The organism is Agromyces humatus (genome assembly GCF_021228295.1).
GTDB classification, from domain to species: Bacteria; Actinomycetota; Actinomycetes; order Actinomycetales; family Microbacteriaceae; genus Agromyces; species Agromyces humatus.
In genome coordinates, this window is the sequence record NZ_JAJQPD010000004.1 from 344,033 (window position 1) to 368,990 (window position 24,958).

22 protein-coding genes and 1 tRNA gene are annotated in these 24,958 nt (G+C 68.8%); 15 read left to right on the forward strand and 8 right to left on the reverse strand.

Going from position 1 to position 24,958, the window contains the following annotated elements:
• Positions 1-135 precede the first annotated feature (135 nt).
• From nusG to LSF15_RS09170, 3 genes are all read right to left on the reverse strand, one after another.
• On the reverse strand, positions 136-1,062 hold the full coding sequence (gene nusG, locus LSF15_RS09160) for a transcription termination/antitermination protein NusG (protein ID WP_232498214.1): 927 nt from the start codon (positions 1,060-1,062) through the stop codon (positions 136-138).
• 70 nt (positions 1,063-1,132) lie between these two features.
• Positions 1,133-1,402 carry a preprotein translocase subunit SecE gene (gene secE, locus LSF15_RS09165; protein ID WP_232498215.1) on the reverse strand — a complete coding sequence of 90 codons (270 nt, stop codon included), beginning with the start codon at positions 1,400-1,402 and terminating at the stop codon, positions 1,133-1,135.
• A gap of 40 nt (positions 1,403-1,442) precedes the next feature.
• Positions 1,443-1,515, reverse strand: a tRNA-Trp gene (locus LSF15_RS09170).
• 314 nt (positions 1,516-1,829) lie between these two features.
• Here LSF15_RS09170 and LSF15_RS09175 point away from each other — a divergent pair.
• Positions 1,830-2,240 (forward strand): DUF7144 family membrane protein, encoded by a 411-nt coding sequence (locus LSF15_RS09175; RefSeq protein WP_232498216.1) that lies wholly within the window; start codon positions 1,830-1,832, stop codon positions 2,238-2,240.
• A 46-nt stretch (positions 2,241-2,286) separates the two neighbouring features.
• Positions 2,287-3,804 (forward strand): dGTP triphosphohydrolase, encoded by a 1,518-nt coding sequence (gene dgt / locus LSF15_RS09180; RefSeq protein WP_232498217.1) that lies wholly within the window; start codon positions 2,287-2,289, stop codon positions 3,802-3,804.
• A 7-nt stretch (positions 3,805-3,811) separates the two neighbouring features.
• Here the strand turns inward: dgt and LSF15_RS09185 are convergent, their stop codons facing one another.
• Both LSF15_RS09185 and LSF15_RS19195 read right to left on the reverse strand, forming a co-directional pair.
• Positions 3,812-4,159, reverse strand: coding sequence for a hypothetical protein (locus tag LSF15_RS09185; RefSeq protein ID WP_232498218.1), 348 nt, complete (start codon positions 4,157-4,159; stop codon positions 3,812-3,814).
• Complete coding sequence (locus LSF15_RS19195; RefSeq protein WP_486303316.1) at positions 4,140-4,619, reverse strand: Fic family protein; 480 nt, start codon at positions 4,617-4,619, stop codon at positions 4,140-4,142. Before LSF15_RS19195 ends, LSF15_RS09185 begins: the two co-directional genes overlap by 20 nt.
• A gap of 314 nt (positions 4,620-4,933) precedes the next feature.
• On the opposite strand from LSF15_RS19195, the gene LSF15_RS09195 reads away from it, so the two are divergent.
• From LSF15_RS09195 to LSF15_RS09205, 3 genes are all read left to right on the forward strand, one after another.
• Positions 4,934-7,186, forward strand: coding sequence for an esterase-like activity of phytase family protein (locus LSF15_RS09195; RefSeq protein ID WP_232498219.1), 2,253 nt, complete (start codon positions 4,934-4,936; stop codon positions 7,184-7,186).
• Between the two features lie 122 nt (positions 7,187-7,308).
• Positions 7,309-8,526: a pyridoxal phosphate-dependent aminotransferase gene (locus tag LSF15_RS09200; protein ID WP_232498220.1), complete on the forward strand. Its 1,218-nt coding sequence runs from the start codon at positions 7,309-7,311 to the stop codon at positions 8,524-8,526.
• Between the two features lie 66 nt (positions 8,527-8,592).
• Positions 8,593-8,808, forward strand: a complete 216-nt coding sequence (locus tag LSF15_RS09205) for a dodecin (protein ID WP_232498221.1) — start codon at positions 8,593-8,595, stop codon at positions 8,806-8,808.
• 9 nt (positions 8,809-8,817) lie between these two features.
• On the opposite strand, the gene LSF15_RS09210 is transcribed toward LSF15_RS09205, so the two are convergent.
• Positions 8,818-9,732, reverse strand: a complete 915-nt coding sequence (locus LSF15_RS09210; protein WP_232498222.1) for a LysR family transcriptional regulator ArgP — start codon at positions 9,730-9,732, stop codon at positions 8,818-8,820.
• A 75-nt stretch (positions 9,733-9,807) separates the two neighbouring features.
• Here LSF15_RS09210 and LSF15_RS09215 point away from each other — a divergent pair, with 75 nt between their 5' ends.
• From LSF15_RS09215 to LSF15_RS09240, 6 genes are all read left to right on the forward strand, one after another.
• A complete protein-coding gene (locus LSF15_RS09215) occupies positions 9,808-10,533 on the forward strand; it encodes a LysE/ArgO family amino acid transporter (RefSeq protein ID WP_232498273.1) in 726 nt (241 codons plus the stop codon).
• Positions 10,534-10,829: 296 nt separating this feature from the next.
• Positions 10,830-11,834 (forward strand): isopenicillin N synthase family dioxygenase, encoded by a 1,005-nt coding sequence (locus LSF15_RS09220; protein WP_232498223.1) that lies wholly within the window; start codon positions 10,830-10,832, stop codon positions 11,832-11,834.
• 216 nt (positions 11,835-12,050) lie between these two features.
• Entirely contained in the window at positions 12,051-12,935 is an 885-nt protein-coding gene (locus LSF15_RS09225; RefSeq protein WP_232498224.1) for an ABC transporter ATP-binding protein, read from the forward strand.
• Positions 12,932-13,735 (forward strand): ABC transporter permease, encoded by an 804-nt coding sequence (locus LSF15_RS09230; protein WP_232498225.1) that lies wholly within the window; start codon positions 12,932-12,934, stop codon positions 13,733-13,735. Before LSF15_RS09225 ends, LSF15_RS09230 begins: the two co-directional genes overlap by 4 nt.
• A gap of 45 nt (positions 13,736-13,780) precedes the next feature.
• On the forward strand, positions 13,781-14,932 hold the full coding sequence (locus tag LSF15_RS09235; protein WP_232498226.1) for a sensor histidine kinase: 1,152 nt from the start codon (positions 13,781-13,783) through the stop codon (positions 14,930-14,932).
• On the forward strand, positions 14,929-15,555 hold the full coding sequence (locus tag LSF15_RS09240; RefSeq protein ID WP_232498227.1) for a response regulator: 627 nt from the start codon (positions 14,929-14,931) through the stop codon (positions 15,553-15,555). The genes LSF15_RS09235 and LSF15_RS09240 overlap by 4 nt, the downstream gene beginning before the upstream one ends.
• Before the next feature lie 11 nt (positions 15,556-15,566).
• Here the strand turns inward: LSF15_RS09240 and LSF15_RS09245 are convergent, their stop codons facing one another.
• Both LSF15_RS09245 and LSF15_RS19200 read right to left on the reverse strand, forming a co-directional pair.
• Complete coding sequence (locus LSF15_RS09245) at positions 15,567-16,229, reverse strand: response regulator (protein WP_232498228.1); 663 nt, start codon at positions 16,227-16,229, stop codon at positions 15,567-15,569.
• On the reverse strand, positions 16,226-17,032 hold the full coding sequence (locus tag LSF15_RS19200; protein WP_372459960.1) for a sensor histidine kinase: 807 nt from the start codon (positions 17,030-17,032) through the stop codon (positions 16,226-16,228). Before LSF15_RS19200 ends, LSF15_RS09245 begins: the two co-directional genes overlap by 4 nt.
• Before the next feature lie 278 nt (positions 17,033-17,310).
• Here LSF15_RS19200 and LSF15_RS09255 point away from each other — a divergent pair, with 278 nt between their 5' ends.
• From LSF15_RS09255 to LSF15_RS09270, 4 genes are read left to right on the forward strand one after another with little or no spacing between them, the layout of a single operon-like run.
• Complete coding sequence (locus LSF15_RS09255; protein WP_232498230.1) at positions 17,311-19,746, forward strand: glycosyltransferase; 2,436 nt, start codon at positions 17,311-17,313, stop codon at positions 19,744-19,746.
• A 21-nt stretch (positions 19,747-19,767) separates the two neighbouring features.
• Positions 19,768-21,339, forward strand: a complete 1,572-nt coding sequence (locus tag LSF15_RS09260) for an ArnT family glycosyltransferase (protein ID WP_232498231.1) — start codon at positions 19,768-19,770, stop codon at positions 21,337-21,339.
• Positions 21,336-22,718, forward strand: a complete 1,383-nt coding sequence (locus LSF15_RS09265; protein ID WP_232498232.1) for an alkaline phosphatase family protein — start codon at positions 21,336-21,338, stop codon at positions 22,716-22,718. Before LSF15_RS09260 ends, LSF15_RS09265 begins: the two co-directional genes overlap by 4 nt.
• Positions 22,715-24,886 (forward strand): endo-1,3-alpha-glucanase family glycosylhydrolase, encoded by a 2,172-nt coding sequence (locus LSF15_RS09270; protein WP_232498233.1) that lies wholly within the window; start codon positions 22,715-22,717, stop codon positions 24,884-24,886. Before LSF15_RS09265 ends, LSF15_RS09270 begins: the two co-directional genes overlap by 4 nt.
• Positions 24,887-24,958 lie beyond the last annotated feature (72 nt).

Genomic DNA, 24,958 nt, shown 5'->3' on the forward strand with positions numbered 1-24,958 from the left:
TTGGGGGTTTGTGCGCGCGCGCACAACCTGTCAATGATAACGGAAAGTCGCCGGTCGGGTAGCGAAGCGTATCGAGACCCCCTGCGAGGGTCTCGATACGGCGCTGGCGCGCCTACTCGACCGGCGACAGAGGTTCTACAGCTTCGTGACCTGGTCGAAGCTGAGTTCGACCGGGGTCTCGCGTTCGAAGAGCGAGACGAGCACGGTGAGCTTGCCGCTCTCGGGCTTGATCTCGCTGATCGTGCCGGGAAGGCCCGCGAACGAGCCGTCCTTGATGGTGATGGTCTCGCCGACCTCGAAGTCGACCTCGGCGGGAAGCTGGCGGGCGGCACCGGAGGCTGCGCCGGCCTTCGCGCCCTTGGCGGGGGCGACGTCCTTGATCTCGACGAGGCTCTTCAGCATGCCGAAGGACTCTTCGAAGCGAAGCGGGGTCGGGTTGTGCGCGTTGCCCACGAAGCCGGTGACGCCGGGGGTGTGGCGGATGACCGACCAGCTCTCTTCGTTGAGCTCCATGCGCACGAGCACGTAGCCGGGGATGCGTACGCGAGTGACCATCTTGCGCTGGCCGTTCTTGATCTCGACGACGTCTTCCATCGGCACTTCGACCTGGTAGATGTAGTCGGCCATGGCCATCGACTCGCGGCGCTGTTCGATGTTCGCCTTCACGCGACGCTCGAACCCGGCGTAGGAGTGGATGACGTACCACTTGCCCGGGAGGAACCGCAGCTCGGCGCGGAACTCGGCGTAGGGGTCGGTGGTCTCTTCTTCTTCTTCGGTGACGGCCTCGAAGGCGGCCTCGGCCTCTTCGGGCGAGTCGATGTCGAGGGCGTCGTCGATGACGGCGTCGGCCTCGGGGTCGTTCGACTCGGCCATGGCGTCGAGCACGGCATCGAGGTCGACCTCGTTGCCCTCGTCGTCGACGACGTGCACCGCACGCTGCTCGGCGGGCTCGACTGAGTTCTCGTCGTGCTCGAGCGAGTTGCCCGTCTGGGCCTCGTCGTCTTCGGCCGACTGCTCGGCGGCAGTGGCCCAGTCGACGTCGTCGCGCTCAATCTTTGACACTTGTCTCAATCCTTTTTCTTGCGTGCGCCTGCGGCGAACCGGATACCTCGAGCCGTAGGCCCGATCAGGCCTAGCCCGTTCCGAAGACGTACAGCACCAGCCACCCGAACAGTTGGTCGAGCCCGTAGACGATCGCCATCATGATGATGACGAACACGAGCACGACGACGGTGAAGCTGAAGAGCTCTCTGCGGGTCGGAGTGACGACCTTCTTCAGTTCAGCGATGACCTGCCGGATGAACAATGCAATGCGCGAAAAGGGATTCCGCTGCGCCGCGCGATCGCGCTTCGCGTTGGCGACGACGTCTTCACTCGGCTCGTCGATTACTTTTCGTGCCACTTCGTACACCTTTCGTGGGCCGGCATTCATCGCCGGCTCGCAGGGCGGACAGGACTCGAACCTGCAACCTGCGGTTTTGGAGACCGCTGCTCTACCAATTGAGCCACCGCCCTATGGACGCCCGGAACTCTCCCGAACCTTCCACGAGTTGAGATTCGTACGACCCGACCCCCCAGAGCCCGTGAAAACAGGCGCAGTGAAGCTTGGCCGACTCAACAACCTCACCAAGTGTATGCGACCGCGTAGGCAGAGTAAAACTGAGCCGCCAAGCGGGCGGATGCCCCGGCTCGGGCAGCGGCATCCGTCCGGCAATCACGCGAACTGCATGATGACAGGCCCCGGCCGCGTGCCTACCGTCACGATCAGCACCACCGTGCGCGGCCGAACCGCGTCTCGCACCCTGACGAATGCAAGGGAGTTGTTCCACATGAGTGACACCCAGGTGACCGGTTGGGTCGGATGGGGCTGGTTCGCCGGCATCGTCCTGCTGATCGCCGGTATCTTCGATGCCATCAGGGGGTTCATCGCCCTGCTCCAACCCGACAGCGCCTACTTCGTCGTCAACGGGAACCTGTTCCTGCTCGACGTGCAGGGATGGGGATGGTGGCACCTGATCATCGGCGTCCTGCTCATCCTCGTCGCGATCGCGCTCTTCACGGGGGCGACCTGGGCGCGCGTCATCGCGATCATCCTCGCGGCGGTGAGCGCCATCAGCCAGCTCGCGCTGTTGCCGGCGCAGCCGTGGTGGTCGCTCATCGTGATCATCCTCGACATCTTCGTGATCTACGCGCTCACGGTGCACGGCAAGGAGATGAAGGCGGCTCGCGAGGGCGACTGACGTCGGGGCCCCGGTCGACTCGGCGGCATGCGCCTAGATTGGGCGTATGTCGATCGAGCGTGCGTCACGCCGGGTTCCCGAGCCGCGCAGCAGCGCCGAGGTCACGGGCGAGCACTCGCAGTTCCGGCTCGACCTCGAGCGCATCAGGTTCTCGCCGTACTTCTCGCGGTTGTCGGCCGTCACGCAGGTGATCGCGCAGCCGGGCGCGGGTCCGTTGATCCACAATCGGTTGACGCACTCGATCAAGGTGACCGCGGTCTCGCGCGCGATCGCCGTGAAACTGACGGATGCCGCGTCACCGACCCGCGCGTTCGCACTGGCCCACGGCTGCGATGCGGTCGTGGTGCAGGCCGCGGCGAGCGCCCACGACCTCGGGCACCCGCCGTTCGGTCACCTCGGCGAGCGCGTGCTCGACCGCCTCGCCCGTGAGACGCTCGGCCTCGGTGACGGGTTCGAGGGCAACGCGCAGAGCTACCGCATCCTGACGGCGCTCGACGTGAGCGAGGCCGCGCCGCGCGGCCTCAACCTCACGGCGGCCGTGCGCACGGCGGTCGCGAAGTACCCGTGGACGCGGTACGTCGACGGCGACGCGCTCGGCGACGGCCCGGTGCCGCGCGGCATGCGCCGCACGGCCGAGGGCGTCGAGGCGCTGAAGTACTCGGCGTACGGCATCGACGCCCACGACCTCGAGCAGGCTCGGTCGGGACATCCGCCGCTGCAGCAGTCCCTCGAGTGCTCGATCATGGACATCGCCGACGACATCGCGTACTCGATCCACGACGTCGACGACTTCTACCGGGCCGGGGTGCTCAGCCAGGGCGCGGTCGCACGCGAGTTCCGGGGGTGGATGGACGACGGCGGCGGCCTTCGCGACCTCGACGACGAGGCGCTCGCGGTGCGGACGGCGCCGCCCGGAAGCGCGCTCGAGGGGCTGCGCCGCAAGCTGCGCCGCGGTGACCCGTGGATCGCCGACGACGACGCGTTCGCCGACGCCGTGCACGGGGTCGCCGACGACCTCGTCGACGGCCTGCTCGCGTCGCCGTTCGACGGTTCGATCGCGTCGGAGCGGGCGCTGTCGTCGTTCACGAACCGGTGGATCAGTCACCTGCAGTCGTCGGTCGTGCCGGCGCCGCCCGACGTGGTGCGCACCGGGCTCGTGACCCTCGACGTGCGCGCCTGGCACGAGGTCGAGATCCTGAAGTTCGTGCACCGCCACTTCATCCTCGACCGGGCCGACATCGTCATGTACCAGCGCGGCCTCAGCCGCGTGCTGGCCCGAGCCGTCAAGGGACTGAGCGCCTGGGCCACCGACGAGCACGACCGCGACCGGGTGCCGCAGCGCCTCAAAGAGCTCGTCGAGATCGCGACCGACGGCTACGCAGGGCTTCGCGAGTCGCGGCCCGAGGGCGTGCCCGTCCCCGACGCGACCGACGTTCGTCGGCTCGGGGTCGGTCGCGGCGTCATCGACTACGTGGCGTCGCTCTCGGACGACCAGGCGCTCGCGGTGTCGGAGGCGCTCGACGGGCGCCCCGACCGGCTCTGGGACATCGGCCGCAACCTCTGAGCGGTACTCACGTCGCGTTGCCGCGGCGGCCGGCGCGCTCGACGAACTGGTCGAGTGCTGCGAGCACCTCGTCGGCTCGCCAGACCTGCCCGAGCCGGTACTCGGCCTTCTGGTTGAAGATGCCGAGTTCCGCGAGTCTCCGGAGGTGCGGATAGACGTTCGGTGCGGCGATGCCGAGCGCGTCGGCCGCGGTGGCCGCGGTGAACACCGGCTGCCGTGCCGCGTACGCGAGCACCTGCTCGAGCTGGGAACCGGCGCGCGACTTGGCTTTCTCGCGCCAACCGGCGGTGATCTCGCGGAGCTGCCCGATGAGGATCTTCGCATTGCGGATGGCGTCATCCGAGGCGACGGACATCTGTTCGATGATGGGTTCGACGTCGCCGCCACGAAAGGCCGTGAGCGCTTCGTGGTAGGCGTTCACGTCGGTGAGGAGCCCGGCGGACGGGAACGGTCACAGAGCGGGTGATGTCCTTGCCGCGGAGCATCGACTGCACGAGTGCGCGTCCGGTGCGCCCATTGCCGTCGGTGAAGGGGTGGATGGTCTCGAACTGGGCGTGGACGATGGCCACCTGCGCGAGCACGGGGAGGTCATCTCGACGAGCGAACGCCATGACGTCGTCCATCAGGCCGGGCACTCGCTCGTGTTGCGGCGCGACGAAGGTGGCACCGACAGGGCTGCGGGCGCTCCTGCCGATCCACACTGGCTGGGTGCGCCAGTCCCCTGGTGTGTGGTTCGTGCCGTCCATGAGCACCCGGTGCATCTCGCGGACGGAGTCGGGGGTGAGCTCGTCGGCGAGTGTGAGCGCGGACTGCATCGCCCGGGTGTTCCCCACGATCTCGGTGGCGTTCCGTTTGCTGGTGTCGCCGATCTCGGCGGTGAGGATGGCACGGGCGCTGGCGGTGAGATGTTCGATCTGGGAGGACGCGGCCGCCTCTGAGCGGAGCAGTAGCGGGACGTAGCCGACATGGCTCAGATTATGATGATCTTCAATATCTCATCATTCGATGCTGAGTGATTCTCCACTCGTGTTGGTGCTGCGGGTGCTCGCGACCCCCGTTCACCCGGCCGCCTCCGAACCTTCGCTCTCCGGTCACGCGCGTGCCGCCCGCGCTCGATTGGCTGCGAGGCATGAGCCGAACATCCCTACGCCGCGCGATACCGCGCACCCTCGCGATCGCCACGGCTGTCGCCACCGCCATCGCACTCGTCCCGTCGGCCGCAGTCGCGGCCGACAACGACCAGGGCCGGGGCTCCGGTCCGACCGTCAAGACCCATGTGCCGACGCTCGTCGCCCGCGCGACGCTCTCGGCCGACCACCTCGAGGAGGGTCCCGCCTCGGGCGCGCTCGCCTCGGCGGCCAATGGCCGTCAGGGCCCGTGGGAGGGGCAGGTCATCCCCGGCTTCTCGGCCGCCATCGACAACGGCGACGGCACGTTCTGGGCGCAGCCCGACAACGGGTTCGGCTCGAAGGGCAACTCGGCCGACTTCCTGCTGCGCAACTACCTCGTGCGGCCGGCCTGGCAGACCGCCGAGGGCGGCGACGGCTCGATCGCGATCGAGCGCTTCATCTCGTACAACGACCGCAATGACGTGCTCGACTTCGAGATCGTCAATGACGGGACATCCGATCGCCTGCTCACCGGCGCCGACTTCGACATCGAGTCGGTCGTGCGCGCGAAGGACGGCACGTTCTGGGTCGGCGAGGAGTTCGGGCCGTTCCTGCTGCACTTCGACGCCGAGGGCACCCTGCTCGAGAAGCCGTACTCGCTCACGGGCGCGAAGTCCCCGCAGAACCCGTACCTGGCATCGGGCGAGACGCCTCGCGTTCGCGCGAGCCGCGGGTTCGAGGCGCTCGCCGCATCGACGAACGGCCGCTACCTCTACCCGGTCATCGAGGGCTCGTACGCCGACGAGACCGACCTGCGCCGCCGCGAGATCCACGAGTTCGACACGAAGGCCGGCGCCTACACCGGCCGCACCTGGGACTACGAGACCGACCAGGAGGCGAACGTCATCGGCGACGCCTTCACCGTGAAGAACGACGTGCTGCTGCTCGTCGAACGCGACGACTTCGAGGGTGACCAGTCGGTGACCAAGCGCGTCTACGAGATCGACCTGAAGCGCACCGACGCCCGCGGGTTCGTCGAGAAGACGCTCGTGCTCGACGCACTGCACATCGCCAATCCCGACGCCATCGGCACGGGCGACGGCTACGGCACCGGCGAGGTCTTCTCGCTGCCCGTGCAGTCGTTCGAGATCGTCGTGCAACTGAAGGACGGCCGCCTGCTGATCGGCAACGACAACAACTACCCCGGCAACGACGCGCGCATCCCGGGCTCGCCCGACGACACCGAGTTCGACATCATCGACCTGCGCAAGACCCGCATCGAGCCGTCCGACGTCACCCTCGTCGCCCACCGCGGCGCCAGCGGCCACCGCCCCGAGCACACGCTCGCCGCGTACGAGACCGCGATCGTGCAGTGCGCCGACTACATCGAGCCCGACGTGGTCGCGACCAAGGACGGCGTGCTCGTCGCCCGTCACGAGAACGAGATCAGCGGCACGACGGATGTCTCGTCACGAGCCGAGTTCGCGGACCGCCGTGCGACGAAGGTCATCGACGGGGTGCGCGTCACTGGATGGTTCACCGAGGACTTCACGTTCGCCGAGCTGAGGACCCTGCGGGCCAAGGAGCGCCTCCCGCTCACCCGGCCCGCGAACACCGCCTTCGATGGCCTCTACCAGGTGCCCACCCTCGACGAGGTCATCGATCTCGCCCGTCACTCGGTGAGCTGCGACGGCCGCCAGGTCGGCGTCTACCCCGAGACGAAGCATCCGACGTACTTCGACTCGATCGGGCTCTCGCTCGAAGAGCCGCTCGCGGCGGCGCTGCAGGCGAACGACGTCGATCGCACCGACGCACCCGTCATCCTGCAGAGCTTCGAGGTCGCCAACCTGCGCGACCTCGACGAGCTGACGAATGTGAAGATCGCGCAGCTCATCAGCCCGTCGGGCCGGCCCTACGACTTCGTCGCGGCAGGCGACCCGCGCACCTACGCCGACCTCGTGACCCCGGCAGGGCTCGCCGAGATCGCCGGGTACGCCGACGGCGTCGGCCTCGAGAAGTCGGTCATGATCCCGCGGACCGCGGCAGGCAACCTCGGCCAGCCGACGTCGGTCATCGCCGACGCGCACGCAGCCGGGCTGACCGTGCACGGCTGGACGTTCCGCCTCGAGAACCAGTTCCTGCCGGTCGAGTTCCGTTCGAGCGCCGACCCGAGCGCCCCCGGCGACCTCGTCGGCGAGATCGGCGTGTTCCTCGCGGCCGGCATGGACGGCTTCTTCAGCGACCAGCCCGATGTCGCGGTGACCGCGGGCTGATCGAACCTGCACCGCCGACGGGTGGGCGGATGCGAGACATCCGCCCACCCGACGCTTCTCCAGCATCTCGAGAGACCACAGAGATAACCCCACGAGGCATCCGCTCGTTCTAGGCTGTGAGGGTGACCGAGCACCCGCGCCTCTCCGCCCGAATCGCCGCCATCGCCGAGTCCGCGACCCTCAAGGTCGATGCGAAGGCGAAGGCCCTGCAGGCCGAGGGCCGGCCGGTCATCTCGTACGCGGCGGGCGAGCCCGACTTCTCGACGCCCGAGTACATCGTCGAGGCGGCGCTCGCGGCGACGCACGACCCCAAGAACTACCGCTACACGCCCGCCGCCGGCCTGCCCGACCTGCGCGAGGCGGTCGCGGCGAAGACGCTGCGCGATTCGGGCCTCGAGGTGTCGCCCGGCCAGGTCGTGGTGACGAACGGCGGCAAGCAGGCGGTGTACCAGGCCTTCCAGGTGCTGCTCGACGACGGCGACGAGGTGCTCGTGCCGACCCCGTACTGGACGACGTACCCCGAGTCCATCAAGCTCGCCGGCGGCGTGCAGGTCGACGTGTTCGCGGGCGCCGACCAGGGCTATCTCGTCACGGTCGAGCAGCTCGAGGCCGCACGCACCGAGCGCACCAAGGTGCTGCTGTTCGTGTCGCCGTCGAACCCGACCGGTGCCGTGTACTCGGCCGAGCAGACGAAGGCCATCGGCGAGTGGGCGCTCGAGCACGGCATCTGGGTCGTCAGCGACGAGATCTACCAGAACCTCACCTACTCCGACGAGGTCGGCGGCCCGGCGCCGCGCGCGGTCTCGATTGTCGAGGCCGTGCCCGGGCTCGCGAACCAGACGATCCTCGTCAACGGCGTCGCCAAGACCTACGCCATGACCGGCTGGCGCCTCGGCTGGATGGTCGGCCCCGCCGACGTGATCAAGGGCGCCGCGAACCTGCAGTCGCACCTCTCGTCGAACGTCTCGAACATCTCGCAGCGCGCCGCGATCGCCGCGCTCAACGGCCCGCAGGACGCGGTCGAGGAGATGCGGCAGGCGTTCGACCGCCGCCGCCGCACCATCGTCGCCGAGCTCTCGAAGATCGAGGGCGTCACGGTGCCCGTACCGCAGGGAGCGTTCTACGTGTACCCCGACGTGTCGGGGCTGCTCGGCCGCGAGTGGGGCGGGGTCACGCCGGCCACGTCGCTCGAGCTCGCCGACCTCATGCTCGAGCAGGCCGACGTCGCAGCGGTGCCGGGCGAGGCGTTCGGGCCGAGCGGATACCTGCGGTTCAGCTACGCGCTGGGTGACGCCCCGCTGCTCGAGGGCGTACAGCGACTGCAGCGGCTCTTCGGCTGAGCCGCCCCACGGGGTAGGGTCGGCATCAGCGGGCACAACGGCGTCCCCCGCGCGGAGGAGATCACGATGAGCAACCACACCTATCGCGTCACCGAGATCGTCGGCACGTCGCCCGATGGCATCGACACCGCGATCCGCAACGGCATCGCCCGAGCGTCGGCGACGATCCGCAACATGGACTGGTTCGAGGTCGTCTCGGTGCGGGGCGAGATCGAAGACGGGGCGGTCGCCCACTTCCAGGTCACCCTCAAGGTCGGCTTCAAGATCGAGGATCCCGCGTAGCGCCGAGGTTCAGGCGCGCAGTTCGCTGCGCGCCTCGGCGATGACCGCGCCGGCGATCGCATCGAGCAGCGGTGAGCGCAGGTTCCACTGCTGCCAGTACAGCGGCACGTCGACGGGCGACCCGCCGAGCCGAACGAGGTCGCCGCGCTCGAGTTCACCCGCCGACTGGAACGCCGGCAGCAGCCCCCAGCCGAGCCCGAGCTTGATCGCCGTGGCGAAGTCGTTCGACGCCGGCACGTAATGTCGCGGCGGCCGATCGGCATCGACACCCCGGCCCACGAGGTACTCGCGCTGCAGGTCGTCTCGGCGATCGAAGTCGACCACGGGCGCCGTGGCGAGCGCATCGCGCCGGCGCTCATCCGCAACGCCCCACCGCTCGGCGAACCCCGGCGTCGCCACCGCCTCGTACCGCATGACGCCGAGCGGGCGCACGAGGCACCCGGCCACCGGCGTCGCCTGCGACGTGACCGCGCCCATGACGGTTCCCGATTCGAGCAGGCCGGCGGTGAAGTCCTGGTCGTCGCGATGCAGGTCGAAGACCACCGGATGACGCTGCACGACCCGCTCGAGCGCCGCAAGGAACCACGTCGCGAGCGAGTCGGCGTTCACCGCGAGCGGCACCGACACCGGCCGGGCAGTGACCCCGCCCTCCTCGGAGTCGTAATCCCCTGAGCCGAACTCGGCGAGCGCGTCATGCTCGAGCAGTGCGAGCTGCCGCGCGAGCCGCACGATCGCCGCCCCCGCCTCGGTCGGTCGGGCGGGCTTCGACCGCACGACGAGCACCCGGCCGAGCTGGTGCTCGAGCGACTTCACCCGCTGTGAGACCGCCGACGGGGTGATGTGCAACCGTCGGGCGGCCGCATCGAAGGTGCCCTCGTCGATGACGGCGGCGAGCGTGCGGGCGAGGTCGAGTGGGATCTCCATCTGAAGCAATGCTAATGCAGAAGAAGAATCTCAAGCTGGATTGATCGGTCGATGCCTCATAGCCTCGAACCCGTGATCTTCTCCTCGGCGCTCGCCGGCCTCGGCGTCGGCCTCTCGCTCATCATCGCCATCGGCGCGCAGAACGTGTTCGTGCTGCGGCAGGGCATTCGTCGCGAACACGTGTTCGTCGTGGCCGCGATCTGCGCGCTCAGCGATCTCACCCTCATCCTCGTCGGGGTCTCGGGCATCGGTGCCGTGTTGAATGCGGTGCCGTGGCTCGTCGACGTGATCCGGTGGGTCGGTGCCGCCTTCCTCGTCGGGTACGGGGTGCTCGCCGCGCGGAGGGCGTTCACGCCCGGGGGTGAGGCGCTCGTCGCCGACGAGGCAGCGACGGATGCCGCGGGCGAAGGTCTCGATACGGCCGTGCGAACCTCCTCGACCGACGAGGAACGCCCCGGCCACGGGACATCCGCCACGGTGCTCGCGCCGACCCGCACTCGACCGGCCCGCTCGACGCTCACCGTCGCGGTGCTCACGTGCCTCGCGCTCACGTGGCTGAACCCGCACGTCTACCTCGACACGGTGTTCCTGCTCGGATCCGTCGCGAACACGCACGGCGACGGCCGTTGGGCGTTCGCCGCGGGCGCGGGCGTCGCGAGCATCGTCTGGTTCTTCAGTCTCGCCTACGGGGCGCGGCTGCTCGGCAGGGTGCTCGCGAGCCACCGTGCGTGGCGCATCCTCGACGCGCTGATCGCCGTCGTGATGGTCACCCTCGGCGTGCTGCTCGTACTTCCGCACTGACCCGGGTTTCCGACGCGACGTCCATCCGTGTTACCGTGACGGCATCGTGAGCACCAACACCTGTCGCTGCTGTCGCCGCTAGGCGGTCGTCTCCCCGACGACCCCAGGGCGCGTTTCCTCCCGCGCCGCCGACCGCAGCCCCCGTGCTCACGCCGCATCCGACGCGTCCGCGTCAGCTCCGCGGCATCCGCTCTCGAGGCACTCGCCCCGAATCGGATGCCACGCAGCCGACGTCGAAGGATGCCGGGGCCGCCTCATCGTCGGCGCACCATCCGGCACCTCGAAAGGACCACCTCATGTCCGGCATCCCCGTCCTCGACATCTCCCTCCTCAACGGCACCCCCGAGCAGCAGGCCGCGTTCCGCGACGACCTGCGGCGCGCGACCCACGAGGTCGGCTTCTTCTCGCTCATCGGGCACGGGGTTCCTGCCGAACTCATCGAGCGCGCGTACGCTGCGGCGCGCGCGTTCTTCGCGTTGCCCGAGTCGCACAAGCTCGCGATCGAGAACGTGAAGAGCCCGCACTTCCGCGGCTACACGCGGATGGGCGGCGAGCGCACGCTCGGCCGTGTCGACATCCGCGAGCAGATCGACATCGGCGCCGAGCGCACTGCCGTGCCGATCGACGTCGACACGCCTGACTATTGGGTACTCCAGGGCCCGAACCTGTGGCCTGCGGCACTGCCCGAGCTGCGCGAGGTCGCCGAGGAATGGATCGCGCGGCTCGACGAGGTCGGAACCCGACTGCTGCGTGCCTGGGCAGAGGCGCTCGGCGCGCCCTCCGACACCTTCGACGCCGCGTTCGCGCAGCCCTCGCCGTACATGAAGATCGCCCGCTACCCCGGCGTCGAGGCCGAGCAGCCCGCGCAGGGCGTCGGCGCCCACAAGGACCTGGGCGTGCTCACGCTGCTCTCGGTGGAGGACGGCAAGGCCGGCCTGCAGGTCGAGAAGGACGGCGAGTGGATCGACGTCACCCCGCCGTCCGGCGCGTTCATCGTGAACATCGGCGAACTGCTCGAGATCGCCACGGGCGGCTACCTCAAGGCGACCCTGCACCGCGTGGTCTCCCCCGCACCGGGCGTCGAGCGCATCTCGATCCCCTACTTCCACGGGCCCGCGCTCGATGCGACCATCCCCACGATCGACCTGCCGCCGACGCTCGCCGCCGAGGCCCGCGGCGTCACACAGGACCCGGCCAACCCGCTGCACGCGGTCTTCGGCGAGAACTGGCTGAAGAGCCGGCTGCGGGCTCACCCCAATGTCGTCGAGGCGCAGCACCCGCGGCTGCTCGTGGGGGCCTGACGGCCTCGGCGGTCGAGCAGCCGGCGAAGCCGGCGTATCGAGGCCTGGTGCCGCGGCAGGGGTGGTCTCGAGACGCGGTCTCGAGACGGCGCTGGCGCGCCTCCTCGACCCACCGCCTTCGTCGCTTCTCGATCGACGGCATCCACCGACCGGTGGATGCGGGAATCCGACGGTCGACCGCTGCCGCTGCAGCGCGCACGCTGTCACGCTGTACCCATGACAACCAACGACGCGGCCGTGCAGGTGCGCGATCTGCGCAAGACCTACGGCCAGAAGAATGCGGTCGACGGGGTGAGCTTCGACATCCGGCCCGGCGAGACCTTCGCCCTGCTCGGACCGAACGGCGCCGGCAAGTCGACGACGATCGAGATCCTCGAGGGCTACCGCAGCCGCACCGGCGGCGAGGTGAGCGTGCTCGGCACCGACCCGGCGAAGGGCGGCCTCGACTGGAAGGCGCGGCTCGGTATCGTGCTGCAGTCGACCGGTGAGACCGGCCTCGTCACCGTGGCCGAGCAGCTGCGACACTTCGCGGGCTTCTACCAGAACCCGCGCGACGTCGACGAGGTGATCGCCGCCGTGGGGCTCGAGCCGCAAGCCAAGACCCGCATCGCGAAGCTCTCGGGCGGCCAGCAGCGCCGCGTCGACGTGGCGCTCGGCATCATCGGCCGGCCCGAGCTGCTGTTCCTCGACGAGCCCACGACGGGATTCGACCCCGAGGCCCGCCGCCAGTTCTGGCAGGTCATCCGCGGTCTCAAGGCCGAGGGCACCACGATCCTCCTCACGACCCATTACCTCGACGAGGCGGCTCAGCTCGCTGATCGTGCGGGGGTGATCGCCGGCGGCCGACTCGTCGACATCGGCGGCATCGACGAGATCGGCGGGGCCGACGCCCGCGTGCCCCTCGTGCGGTGGCGCGACCGCGACGGCGTGCTGCGCGAGGAGCGCACCGACGAACCGGGCCGAGTCGTGGCATCCGTCGTTGCCTCGCTCGGCAGCGAACCCGCCGACCTCGAGGTGATCCGCCCGAGTCTCGAAGACATCTACCTGCAACTCGTGCGCAGCGTCGACGCTGCTGCCCAACCCGAGGAGGTGCTCGCATGAGCATGGCCACGCTCGGTGCCTCGCGCATCGGCTACGAGACGAAGACGTACTTCCGCTCACCCGACACGCTGTTCTTCACGTTCCTCTTCCCGTTCGTGATGCTCGCGATCTTCACGGCCGCGTTCAGCGCGCAGGGCGAGGTCGGCCCTCCCGGGTCGCAGGTCTCGGTCGGCGCGTACTATCTGCCGGGCATGATCGCCGCCGGCATCCTGCTCACCGGAGTGCAGAACCTCGCGGTCGACATCGCGATGGAGAAGAGCAACGGCACGCTCAAGCGGCTCGGTGGCACGCCGTTGTCGCCGATCAGCTACTTCCTCGGCAAGATCGGCCAGGTGTTCGTCACCGGCACGTTGCAGGCGGGCCTGCTGATCCTGGCGGGATGGCTCGTGCTCGGCATCGAACTGCCCACCGAGCCCGAGAAGTGGTTCACCTTCGGCTGGGTGTTCGTGCTCGGTCTCGTCACGTGCGCCCTCGTGGGCATCGCCCTGTCGGCACTGCCGCGCAGCGGCAAGAGCGCGACCGCCGTGGTGATCCCGATGGTGCTGCTGCTGCAGTTCATCTCGGGCGTCTACCTGCAGTGGAACATGCTGCCGTCCTGGCTGCAGGACATCGCGAGCCTCTTCCCCCTCAAGTGGATCGCCCAGGGCATGCGCTACGTGTTCCTGCCCGAGGGGTGGGAGACGCTCGAGCAGAACGGCTCGTGGAACCTGCCCGGCGTCGCGATCGCGCTCGGCATCTGGCTCGTGGTCGGACTCGTGCTCAGCAGGGTGACCTTCCGCTGGATCCGGCGCGACGCGTGAACGGTGCGACCACTCCGCGGGTCGGGCCGGTGCGAGAGTAGGGCCATGCAGAACATGCGATGGTGGGACGCCGCCGTGATCGGGATCGCCCTGATCACCGGTGGCGTCTTCGCCGTCGATCCTCCGTACGGACCGACTGACTACGGAGCCTGGGCCGCGCTCGGAGCGTTCGTCGTGCTGTACCTCGCGTACACGCGGCGGGCGCTGCAACTGCACCGCGCCCCGCACGACCTCATCGTCGCAGCGCTGATCGCGATCGTGCTCGGCGTCGGCGTCTCGTTCGAGCCGTTCCTGTCGTTCCTGCAGGCCATCGCCTACCCGATGGTCTGGGTCGCCGCCTCGAACGTGCGCCGGGCGATCATCGGCAACGTGATGGTGGCAGTGGGCGTCTTCGTGGGGTACTTCGCCGGGTCGGGCTTCGAGAACGTCCTGCTGGCCATCGGCGTCGCGGCGCTGTCGCTCCTCTTCAGCGTGGGCCTCGGGCTCTGGATCACCGGCATCGAGCAAGCCGGCGAGGAGCGCGGGCGCCTGCTCGCCGAACTCGAGTCGATGCAGGACGAACTCGCCGCGATGCACCGCGACGCGGGCGTGACGAGCGAACGCGAGCGGCTCGCCCGCGAGATCCACGACACGCTCGCGCAGAGCCTCACCGGCCTCGTGCTGCTCGCCCAGAGAGCTTCGCGAGAGATCGAACCGACGGATGCCGCAGCTCGGACCATCGCGCTCATCGAGCAGACCGCCCGCGAGGCGCTGGGCGAGGCGCGGGCGCTCGTGGCCGCGAACGCGGCGGTGCCGGTGGAGTCGGGCATCGCCGACGCGCTCGTTCGACTCGGCGACAGGTTCAGCCGGGAGACCGGCGTGCACGTCGAAACCCGGGTCGACCCGGTGCGCCTGGACCGCGACCTCGAGGTGGTGCTCCTGCGGTGCACGCAGGAAGCCCTCGCCAACGTGCGCAAGCACGCGCGGGCGACATCCGCGCGGGTCGACGTGGTCGCGCAGGGCGACGAGGTCGAGCTCACCGTGCAGGACGACGGCGTCGGCCCAGCCGGGGCCGACGAGGATTCGGGATTCGGCGTCAGCGGCATGCGCGAGCGCCTCGCGCTGGTGGGCGGGCGGCTGAGCCTCGAGCCGGGCGCGACGACGGGCACCGTGCTGCGTGCGACCGTGCCCGCGCGAACACGGGAGGTGGACGCATGATCCGCGTGCTGGTGGCCGACGACCACCCCATCGTGCGGGCCGGCATCGTCGGGCTGCTGTCAGCGGCGGTCGACATCGACGTCGTCGGCGAGGCGGTCGACGGGCTCGACGCGGTGCGGCTCGCCGACGAGCTCGAACCCGACCTCGTGCTCATGGACCTGCGCATGCCCGAGCTCGACGGCGCCGAGGCGACCGCACGCATCATCACCGCGCGCCCGACCGCGAAAGTGCTCGTGCTCACCACCTACGAGACCGACGAGCACATCCTCGGGGCGATCGAGGCCGGGGCATCGGGCTACCTGTTGAAGGCCGCGCCCGAAGCCGAGATCCTCGCCGGCGTGCGCTCGGTCGTCGCCGGTGAGACGGTGCTCGCGCCCTCGATCGCCGCGAAGCTCGTGTCACGGGTGCGACAGGATGCGACATCCGCCGCGCCCGCGCTCTCACCGCGAGAGCTCGAGGTGCTTCGACTCGTGGCCGACGGCCGCTCGAATCCCGAGATCGCGCGGGCGCTGTTCATCGGGGAGGCGACCGTGAAGACGCACCTGCTGCACGCGTTCGAGAAGCTCGAGGTGAACGACCGCACCCGCGCGGTCACGCGCGCGATGGAACTCGGGCTGCTGTGATCAGTCGTCGATCAATGGTGCTGGCGGTGCAGTAGGGCCACGGCCGACAGCTGCGAGGTGACCTCGAGCTTCCGGAGTACCGACTTGATCTGCGCGCGCACGGTGTGCACCGACACGACGAAATCGGTGGCGATCTCCTGTGCAGAGCGCCCTTCGACCATCTTGTCGAGCACCTCACGTTCACGCCGGCTGAGCATGGCGAGGCGGGATGCTCCGGCCGCCCCCTCGCGGGAGACGGCCAGAGCCCGCGCCCGCTCGTCATGCGAGACGATCTCGTCACCCGCCATCGCCCGGCGGATGAGCTCGACGATCTCGTCGAGCGGGAGATCCTTCCCGACCCATCCCGTTGCGCCTGCCGCGAGGCACGCACCCAGCACCTCGCGGTCGCGGTTTCCCGTCAGGATGATGACGCGCCAGCCCGCCGCGACGAGAATCGGCGTGATCCGTTCGCCCGCATCCTCGAGGCCGCTCCCGAGATCGATATCGAGGACGACGGAACCGGGGCGCAGCGTCGCGATCCATGCCGCCGCCGCGTCCGGGTCCGCGATCGAGCACTCGAATGCGGGCAGCCCACCCTGACTGAGCGCCGCGACGACGGCCCGGCGAATAAGGGGGTGATCGTCGACGACCACGACAGGGCGGGGGCCCTCGGATGTCGACTTCGGCGACGTCAACCCACGCACCTGTCCCTTCGACCCTGGTCTTCACTGCTCCGGGCGACCGCCGCTCGATCTGCGAGAGGCAGCGTGACCGTCGCGCGTGTGCCGCGCCCGGACTTCCCCGCGCCGAGGTTCAGGGTTCCGCCGTGCACGCGAACGGCGCGGCGTACGATCGACAGGCCCAGCCCATGCGGGTGGCGCGTGTCGAGATCAGGATTCCTGAAGACCGTTGCCGTCGGCGGGAGTCCCGGACCATCATCCGTCACCGCGATGAGAACACGATCGTCCACCCGACCGACGTCGACGACGACGCCCGCGCCCGGTGCGTGCCTGTGGCAATTGAGCAGCAGATTCGTGATGACTCCGGCCAGCGTCAGGTCGGACATCTCGGCATGTACGTCCTTCGCGCGCGGCTCCACCCGCAGGTCGACGACGTCGCCGGCTGCCCGGCGCATCGAGACGCACCGCGAGACCACGCTGGCGACGGCAGTTGTCTGGGGGCGGTCTTCGCGTTCGGCGACCAGTTGGGCGAGGTGGTTCAGCTCGTCGCCGAATGCCGTCTCGAGCTCGCTGTCGCGGCGCGCCCCCGACTCGAGTCGCGAGAGGAGATGCGCGCCCTCGAGGCTCGCGAGAGCATTGTTGACCTCGTGGCGCCACTCGGAGGTGCGGCGCGCGCGTACGAGCTCGCGTCGCTGCGCTTCGCGGCGGTACGAGACCCAACCACTCAGGAGCGCGGCCAGCACGACCGTGAATGCAAAAGCTCTGACGACGATGAAGGTCACATCGAGTGACCCAGCGACAATTCGTGTGGATTTCATGGTGCCCCCGCGACGGGGTGTGACACCGCTCGGGATGGACGGCGTTCCCACGCCGCTCGGGATGGACGGCGTTCATGCAGAGGATACTCCGATCCGCAACAAAATGAGATTCCCTCATTCAGGAGGTTTCGGCGACGGATCCCTAATTTTGGCGATGCCAGGTCGACCAGCGTATTGGCAGACTTCTGAATTTGGGGACGACTCTGATTTTGGGGACGACGAGCGCGCGCCTTCCGCCCCATCGATTCAGCGACACCCGGGGGCTGAATATGAATGACATGATCTCCGCCGCACAGACGAAGCGGTTCTCGGCGGCCGATGGGCGCGAACCCCTCGTGACGGTCATCGTCCCGACCCGCAACGAGGCCGGCAACATCGCGCCCCTGCTCGAGCGCATCGGCCGATCACGAACGGCGTCGTCCTTCGAAGTACTCTTCGTCGACGACAGCGACGACGCGACGCCCGAGCGGGTCGCCGAGTACGCGCGCGACGGCGACGTCCCCATCCGCATCGTGCACCGCGCCGCCGGAGAGCGGGTCGGCGGCCTCGGCGGCGCAGTTCTCACCGGATTGCGCGTTGCGCGCGGATGCTGGGCGGTCATCATGGACGGCGACCTCCAGCATCCGCCCGAGCTCGCCGTGCCACTCGCCGAGGTCGGGATCTCGAGGGGCATCGATCTCGTCATGGCGACGCGTCGCGTGGGCTCGGGCGACGCCTCCGGCCTCGGCTCGCGATCGCGCCGCGTCGTCTCGCAGGTGTCGAACCGCACGGCGAAGCTCATCTTCCCTCGCAGCCTCGGGCCGGCGAGCGATCCCATGAGCGGGTTCTTCGCCGTACGCATCGACGCCCTCGACCTCGACGAATTGCGGCCTCGGGGCTTCAAGATCCTGATGGAGCTCCTCGTGCGTACGCCCGACCTCCGCATAGCGGAGGTGCCGTTCACGATGGCGGAACGCAACGCCGGCACGAGCAAGGCCTCCCTGACCGAGGGAACCACGTTCCTCGGCAACCTGCTCCGGCTCCGCTTCCGTGGGTTCACCGAACACACGGGCGGCGGCAGACGGGCGAACGTCCTCGTGCGCGGGCTGCTCTTCGGCCTGGTCGGCCTCTCGGGAATCCTCGTCAACACGGCCGTGCTCTGGTACTTCAGCATCGGTCATTTCGAGATCAATTATCTGGTCGGCGCCATTATCGCAACCGAGGCATCGACGTTGTGGCTGTTCCTGCTGACCGAGACGCTCGTCTATCACGGCGACAAGCCCGGATCCGGCCTGTCGCGCGGGGCGAGATTCTTCCTGATCAACCACATCGGCCTCGCCATTCGGTTGCCATTGCTCGCGCTCCTCGTCAACGTCGCGGGCATGGCCGTCCTGTGGGCCAATCTCGTCACGCTGCTGGTCACGTTCGCGCTGCGCTTCTTCGTGACCGATTCAACCGTGTACGGAGCGAAGGTTCCCCACGACGATTCATCCCACGAGTACGTGGCAGAACCGATTCGCATCGTCGTCAACCTTCCGAATCCCGCCGCCACCTCGCCAACCCCCGCGACACCGAGTCTGTCGCCGACGCCCGACCGGTCGAGGCACCTGCCCTACCGCTACGCCATCCCGAGCGTTGTCACGATCGGCTCGCAGGTCGAGTTGCCCGAACTCGAATACTTCCGCGCACAGTGGCTGGGCAATGACACTGAGATCCAGGTTCGCATCGGCCACCTCGGCGCACGCACCCCCCGGCTGCACGCGACGGCCACGCAACTGGCGAGCCCCCCGGGGATGGGCTACACCGAACACTTGGGAAGTCTCAGCGCCAACTTCCGAGTGGAGATCGGCGACCTCATCGAGGTGGTCGTGTCGCCGAGCCTCGCGCACTCGCCCCATGTCGTATACACGAACGTCATCGAGGCACTCCTGCGATTCGAGGCGGTGTCGAAGGGATCGATGCTGCTGCACTCCGCCTGCCTCGAGCTCCAGGGCACCGGGATCCTGATCTCCGCCCGCACCGACACGGGCAAGACGGGCACGGTCCTGCGCATGGTCCGCGAGCGCGGCGCGAGATTCCTCTCCGACGACATGACGATCCTCCACGCCGACGGGAGCGTCGAGTGCTTCCCGAAGCCACTCACGATCAGCCGGCACACCCTGCGTGCCGTTGCGTCGAACGAACTCACGAAGAGCGAGTGGCGTCACCTGAGGTTGCAGAGCCGTCTGCACTCGAAGGAGGGGAGGGAATTCGCCCTGCTGCTCGCCAAGATGAACATTCCGATCATGGGGGTCAACGCCATGGTGCAACGCGTGGTGCCCCCGCCGAAGTTCGCAATCGACCGGCTTCTGTCCTGCAATATCATCGCGAGCACGAAGGTGAGCGAGCTCTTCATCATCGAGCGAGGTCCAGAGGAACAGCACGACCTCGCGCTCGAGGAGACCGTGGACACGCTCCTCGCCAACACCGAGGATGCCTACCAGTTCCCACCGTTCCGCCAGCTCGCCCCGTCGATCGTCATCGGCGAGGTCGACCATCAGGTGATGCGGGCCCGGGAACGCGAGATCCTCACGAGCGCGCTCGGCGTCATGCATCACAGGACCCTCTCGTCACCCCACTTCGGGTGGGCCGACGACATTCCCGAGTTGCTCGCCTCCGAGCGGGCGGCCGCGAAGCGGGCGAAGGCGGCGCCACACGTGCCGGATGCCGCGCGGGCGGCCGCGCTCACTTCGTGACGTCGACGAGGAACCCCGACCGTGTCCGCCGCGACTGATGCCCTGGAGGCGGTGCTCCGCGCACCGGACTCGGCGCCGCGACCCGCACGGCAGCGCGCTCGGCAGATGCTCAGCGTGGCCTGGCCGGTCGCATTGCTCGTCGCCGTGGCCGGTGCAGTGCGATTCGTCGGCCTCGACGCGGTCGGGTTCAACAGCGACGAGGCGGTGTACGCGGGAACCGCTGCGTCGCTCGCCGGCGACCGGAGCCTGGAGCAGTTCTTCCCGGTCTTCCGCGCCCACCCCGTCTTGTTCCAGACCCTCGTCGCCGGGGTCGAGCAGACGCTCGGGGCCGATTCCGATTGGGTGGCCAGGGCCGTGGCAGCCGTTGTCGGGATCGCGGCCGTACTCGTCACCTTCGCGCTCGGACGCCGGCTCTACGGGCACGGCGCCGGACTCATCGCCGGCCTCTTCCTCGCCGTGATGCCGTATCACGTGGTCGTCAGCCGGCAGGTGCTGCTCGACGGCTTGATGACCCTCTTCGTGACCGTGGCGCTGAGTTGCATCGTGCGTTATGCCGAATCGGGACGCGCGGCGTGGATGTTCGCGGCCGGGTCGGCCATGGGACTCGCGTTCCTCGCCAAGGAGACCGCGGTCGTCGTTCTGGGTGGGCTTTTCGCGTTCTTCGCGCTGACCCCGTGGGTCACCGTGCGCCTTCGCCACGTCGTCGCCGGGCTCGTGCCGTTCGCCGTGCTCGCTGCCGTCCACCCGCTCTCACAGGCACTCGCAGGCAAGGCCACGGCAGGTTCGAACTACCTCGTCTACCAGCTCTTCCGGCCGGAGAACCATCCGATGACCTTCTACGCCTCCGTCGTGCCGTGGGCGGTCGGCATCCTCGTGCTCGCCGCAGCGATCGTCGGACTCGTGTGGCTGCGACGGGAATCCACGTGGCGGGAGCGCTTGCTGCTGTGCTGGGCGGGCTTCCCGATCGTGTTCTTCACGATCTGGCCGGTACGCGGATACCAGTACCTGCTGCCCATCGCCCCCGTCGTCGCCGTGCTCGCCGGGCGCACCGTGTCGCGACTCGTGACACTCCGCGCGCTCCAGGGGCGCCGCCGCGCTGCCCGGGCCGCCGTCATCGCGGTCGCCACCATCCTGGCCGTCTCGCTCGCCATCCCGACCGCTCAGCAGATCAGCCCGTCGTCGACGGGTTCGTTCCTCGCCGGCACCGGTGGCGTGCCAGGCGGGCGCGAGGCCGGTCAGTGGGTGGCCGAGGAGGTACCGGCGAACGCGCACCTGCTCACCATCGGCCCCTCGATGGCCAACATCCTGCAGTACTACGGGCACCGCAAGGTCTACGGCCTGTCGGTGAGCCCGAATCCCGAAGTGCGCAACCCCACCTACACGCCGGTGCGCAACCCCGATCGCGCGCTCCGGCGCGGCGAGCTGCAATACCTGGTGTGGGACTCGTATTCGGCAGGGCGGTCGCCATCGTTTTCAGCGAAGCTGCGCAGCCTCGTCGACAAGTACAACGGCGTCCCCGTCTACTCCGGCATCGTGGGTTCGGGCACGAAGGAGCCGGTCATCGTCATCTACGCGGTCTGGCCAGACCCGTGAACGCACGCCTGCGCGCCATCGTCCTCGTCGCAGCTGCGGCCTCGGCGGCGTTCGGCGTGGTGCTCGGCGGCACGGGAGCAGCGGCATCCGAATCGTCACCGCGGCCCGCTACACCAGTCGAGCACTTCATCTCCGTCATGCAGGGCGGCGCGACGTTCGATCACTACTTCGGCACGTACGAGGGCGCCGACGGAATCCCCGCAGACGCGTGCCAGCCGGTCGCGTCGGCCGACTGCGTGCAACCCTTCGCGCTTCACGGCACTCACCCGGCGCCGCTCAGGGACATCGGCGGGATCGAGCATGCCCAATACAACGATGGCGCCATGGACGGCTTCGCCGCCGCATTCGAAGGGGCCGGTCTCGACCGTCGCGCGCCCATGGGCTACTTCGACCGCCGCGACCTTCCCGTGTCATGGCGCCTCGCCGAGGAATACGTGCTCTTCGATCGGTTCTTCGCCTCCTCGCAGGACGGCGCGCGCACGAACCGTTCGTTCTGGGTCGCCGCGGCGCCACCGAGGCAGGTCGCAACGAACGACACCACGGCCGCGCCGATCGATCAACCGACGATCTTCGACCGGCTCGACAGCGCAGGCGTCTCGTGGAAGTTCTACGTGCAGGATTACGACCCGGCCGAGACGTTCCAGGCGCGGCGCGGATCGATGCCGGCGACCCAGACCGTTCGAGTGCCACTGCTCGAGCAGGAGCGATTCGTGACGGATCCGGCGTTCGCCTCGCATATCGTCGACCTGGCGGAATACCGCTCAGACCTCGCGACGGGCACATTGCCCGCGGTTTCCTTCGTCGCGGCCTCGCGTTCGGGTGAGAGATCGCCGGCGTCGATCCCGGCCGGCCAGCGCCTGTTGGGCGGTATGGTCGATGCGCTCGCCGCGAGCCGCTATTGGACGAGTTCCGCGATGCTCATCACGTACGACGCACCCGGCGGCTGGTACGACCACGTCCCGCCACCTACGGCTGCGGACGGGGGGCTCCTCGGATTCCGTGTTCCGGCACTGCTCGTCGGTGCGCATGTGCGCTCCGGAGTCGTGGACAGCACTCCACTCGACAGCACCGCGGGCCTCGCGTTCGTCGAGCGCAACTGGGGGCTCGAACCGCTTTCGGCTCGGGACGCCGGCTCGATCGGACTCGAGTCCGCCTTCGACTTCTCGGCGCCGGCGCGCGAGGCCACGATCATCGCTCCGGCCCCTGAATCGACCCCGTCGTCCGCAGTCCGGACGGAGCCCGTGACGCGGCTGTACGGGGCCGCCGCGATCGCCGGTCTCGCGGTGATCGGTATCGCGTACCTGAGCCGTCGGGTGCGCCGGGGGCGGCGCGGTTCGGCGGCGCCCGCGACGCTCCCCTCGTCGGAGCGGCCGCCATGAGACGCTCCGCCACGAGGCGCCTCGCCGGCGCCATCGCCATCGTTCTCACCGCACTCGTGGCGCTTCTCACGTCTGCCGGGCCGGCGGCCGCTGCCCGTCCACCGTGGATCGTCACGCTCACCGTGCAGACCGTCCCCGTCTTGTCCGGAGTGCGCGTCGAGCTCGACGGTGTCACCGTGACGACGGATGCAACAGGGCAGGCCGTGTTCGCGCGACCCCATGACTTCGACGCTCACACGCTCGAGCTCGTCGACACTGAGATCGCCTCGGTGTCGGCGCGTGACCGCTTCGTACGCTGGGTCGGCCAACGCGACTCCCACCAGGCGTTCAGCCCCACCGTGACCGGGCTTCCGATGCGAGCGGACTACACGGTGACTGCCGCGTTCGCGACGCTATACCCGGTGACGATCGACGTCACCGACGATCGCGGCGCACCCCTCGATGCGGCTCGGCTCGGTGATGTATCGCTGCGCGACTCGGCGGGCCGCCGGGTCGTCGTCACCGCGGGCGAGGAGACGTGGCTCGACGGATGGCGACCGGTGTACCGCTCGGGGCGGCTCGTGCGCGATTCCGTCACCTACTCGGTCGACTCCATCCTCGTCGACGGCACCGGAGCCGTGACGGCGGGTGCGCAGCGCATCGACCCCGCTGCCTCGCCGCACGTGCAGCTCACCGTTCCACTCTTCCGAATGCAGGTGTCCGCCACCGATGCACTGTTCGACCGACGCGAGGGCGACGGCATCGTGGTCACACGGCCGGACGGAGTGCGGACGAGGATCACGTTCGGCCCCGACCGCGTCGCGGAACTGAGCGGCCTCCCTCGAGGCGCCTACGAGATCGAGGTGCAGGGCGCGTCCGGCGTCGTCGCGCCGCAGATCGTCCACCTGTCGAAGGACAAGGCGGTCACCCTCATGGTCATCACCCCCCTCGACCTGTTCGCCGTGGCGGCGATCTCGATGCTTGCGGCTGTCGGATTGCTCGCCGCCGGTCGGCTGATGCTGCGCCATCGCACGCGGCGGCTTGCGAGCTACCCCGGGATCGACTCGGAATCCGTCGAGGGCTCGGATACGACGGAGGACCCGGAATACCACCGAGGACTCGGAGCCCCACCACGGACTCCGAAGTCACGGTGGATCCCGAGACCGAAGTGGCGATGGGTGGGGATCCTCGTCGCGACGTTGCTCTGCTGCACACTCGGGATGTCACCCCAGTCCACGACCGCCCGGTCGCTCGCAGCACCCCCGGTCGCGGCATCCGTACGCATGGCACCCGCACTCACGGCGTCCGGACCCACAGTGCTCGCCTACTACTACCTGTGGTTCTCGAAGAACTCCTGGAATCGCGCGAAGATCGACTACCCGTGGCTCGGCCGCTATTCGAGCGGCGACCCGAGGGTGCTTCGCCAGCACATTCGCTGGGCGAAACAGGCGGGGATCAGCGGATTCATCGTCAGCTGGAAGAGCACCACGACCAACAATCGCCGCCTGCACCGGCTCATGGACGTGGCCCGGGACGAAGACTTCACGCTCGCGATGATCTACCAAGGGCTCGACTTCACGCGCGATCCGCTTCCGGTTGAACGCGTGCGTGCCGACTTCGAGGCGTTCGCACGGGACTTCGCCCCGGACGCCGTCTTCCATCGCCTCGACGGTAAGCCGCTCACGATCTTCAGCGGTACCTGGAAGTTCAGCGCCACCGATGTCGCCCACATCACGGATGCCGTGCGCTCCGACCTACTCGTGCTCTCGACCGAGAAGAACGTCGAGGGGTATGAGCGGATCGCGTCATCAACCGATGGCAACGCGTACTACTGGTCGTCGGTGAATCCGGCAACGAACACCAGGTACGCGGCAAAGTTGCGCGCCATGGGCGAGGCGGTGCACGCCGACGGCAAGTACTGGCTCGCCCCCTTCGCGCCGGGATTCGACGCGCGCCTCGTGGGCGGCACGCGCGTCGTCCATCGCCTCGACGGCTCGACGCTCCGCGCCGAGTACGCGGCGGCCGTGGCCTCGGATCCCGATCTGCTCGGGCTCATCAGCTGGAACGAGTTCAGTGAGAACAGCCACGTCGAGCCGTCCGAAACCTACGGCACGCAATCGCTCGACGTGCTCGGCGAACTGCTCTTGGGAGAGGAGTATGCGCCCGTGACGCTTCCCCGAAGCAGATAACCAGAATTGGTGATGTCAGCGCGAGCAGCGACCGGTAGCTTGGGGCTTTCATCGGCGAGAGCTCCTGGCCAG

Bases quoted from the DNA above. Each gene is read 5' to 3' on its own strand.
- LSF15_RS09175 (WP_232498216.1), top strand. From the start codon at position 1,830: ATGAGTGACACCCAGGTGACCGGTTGGGTCGGATGGGGCTGGTTCGCC.
- dgt (WP_232498217.1), top strand. From the start codon at position 2,287: ATGTCGATCGAGCGTGCGTCACGCCGGGTTCCCGAGCCGCGCAGCAGC.
- LSF15_RS09185 (WP_232498218.1), bottom strand. From the start codon at position 4,159: ATGTCCGTCGCCTCGGATGACGCCATCCGCAATGCGAAGATCCTCATC.
- LSF15_RS19195 (WP_486303316.1), bottom strand. From the start codon at position 4,619: ATGCAGTCCGCGCTCACACTCGCCGACGAGCTCACCCCCGACTCCGTC.
- LSF15_RS09195 (WP_232498219.1), top strand. From the start codon at position 4,934: ATGAGCCGAACATCCCTACGCCGCGCGATACCGCGCACCCTCGCGATC.
- LSF15_RS09205 (WP_232498221.1), top strand. From the start codon at position 8,593: ATGAGCAACCACACCTATCGCGTCACCGAGATCGTCGGCACGTCGCCC.
- LSF15_RS09210 (WP_232498222.1), bottom strand. From the start codon at position 9,732: ATGGAGATCCCACTCGACCTCGCCCGCACGCTCGCCGCCGTCATCGAC.
- LSF15_RS09220 (WP_232498223.1), top strand. From the start codon at position 10,830: ATGTCCGGCATCCCCGTCCTCGACATCTCCCTCCTCAACGGCACCCCC.
- LSF15_RS09225 (WP_232498224.1), top strand. From the start codon at position 12,051: ATGACAACCAACGACGCGGCCGTGCAGGTGCGCGATCTGCGCAAGACC.
- LSF15_RS09230 (WP_232498225.1), top strand. From the start codon at position 12,932: ATGAGCATGGCCACGCTCGGTGCCTCGCGCATCGGCTACGAGACGAAG.
- LSF15_RS09235 (WP_232498226.1), top strand. From the start codon at position 13,781: ATGCAGAACATGCGATGGTGGGACGCCGCCGTGATCGGGATCGCCCTG.
- LSF15_RS09240 (WP_232498227.1), top strand. From the start codon at position 14,929: ATGATCCGCGTGCTGGTGGCCGACGACCACCCCATCGTGCGGGCCGGC.
- LSF15_RS19200 (WP_372459960.1), bottom strand. From the start codon at position 17,032: ATGAAATCCACACGAATTGTCGCTGGGTCACTCGATGTGACCTTCATC.
- LSF15_RS09255 (WP_232498230.1), top strand. From the start codon at position 17,311: ATGATCTCCGCCGCACAGACGAAGCGGTTCTCGGCGGCCGATGGGCGC.
- LSF15_RS09270 (WP_232498233.1), top strand. From the start codon at position 22,715: ATGAGACGCTCCGCCACGAGGCGCCTCGCCGGCGCCATCGCCATCGTT.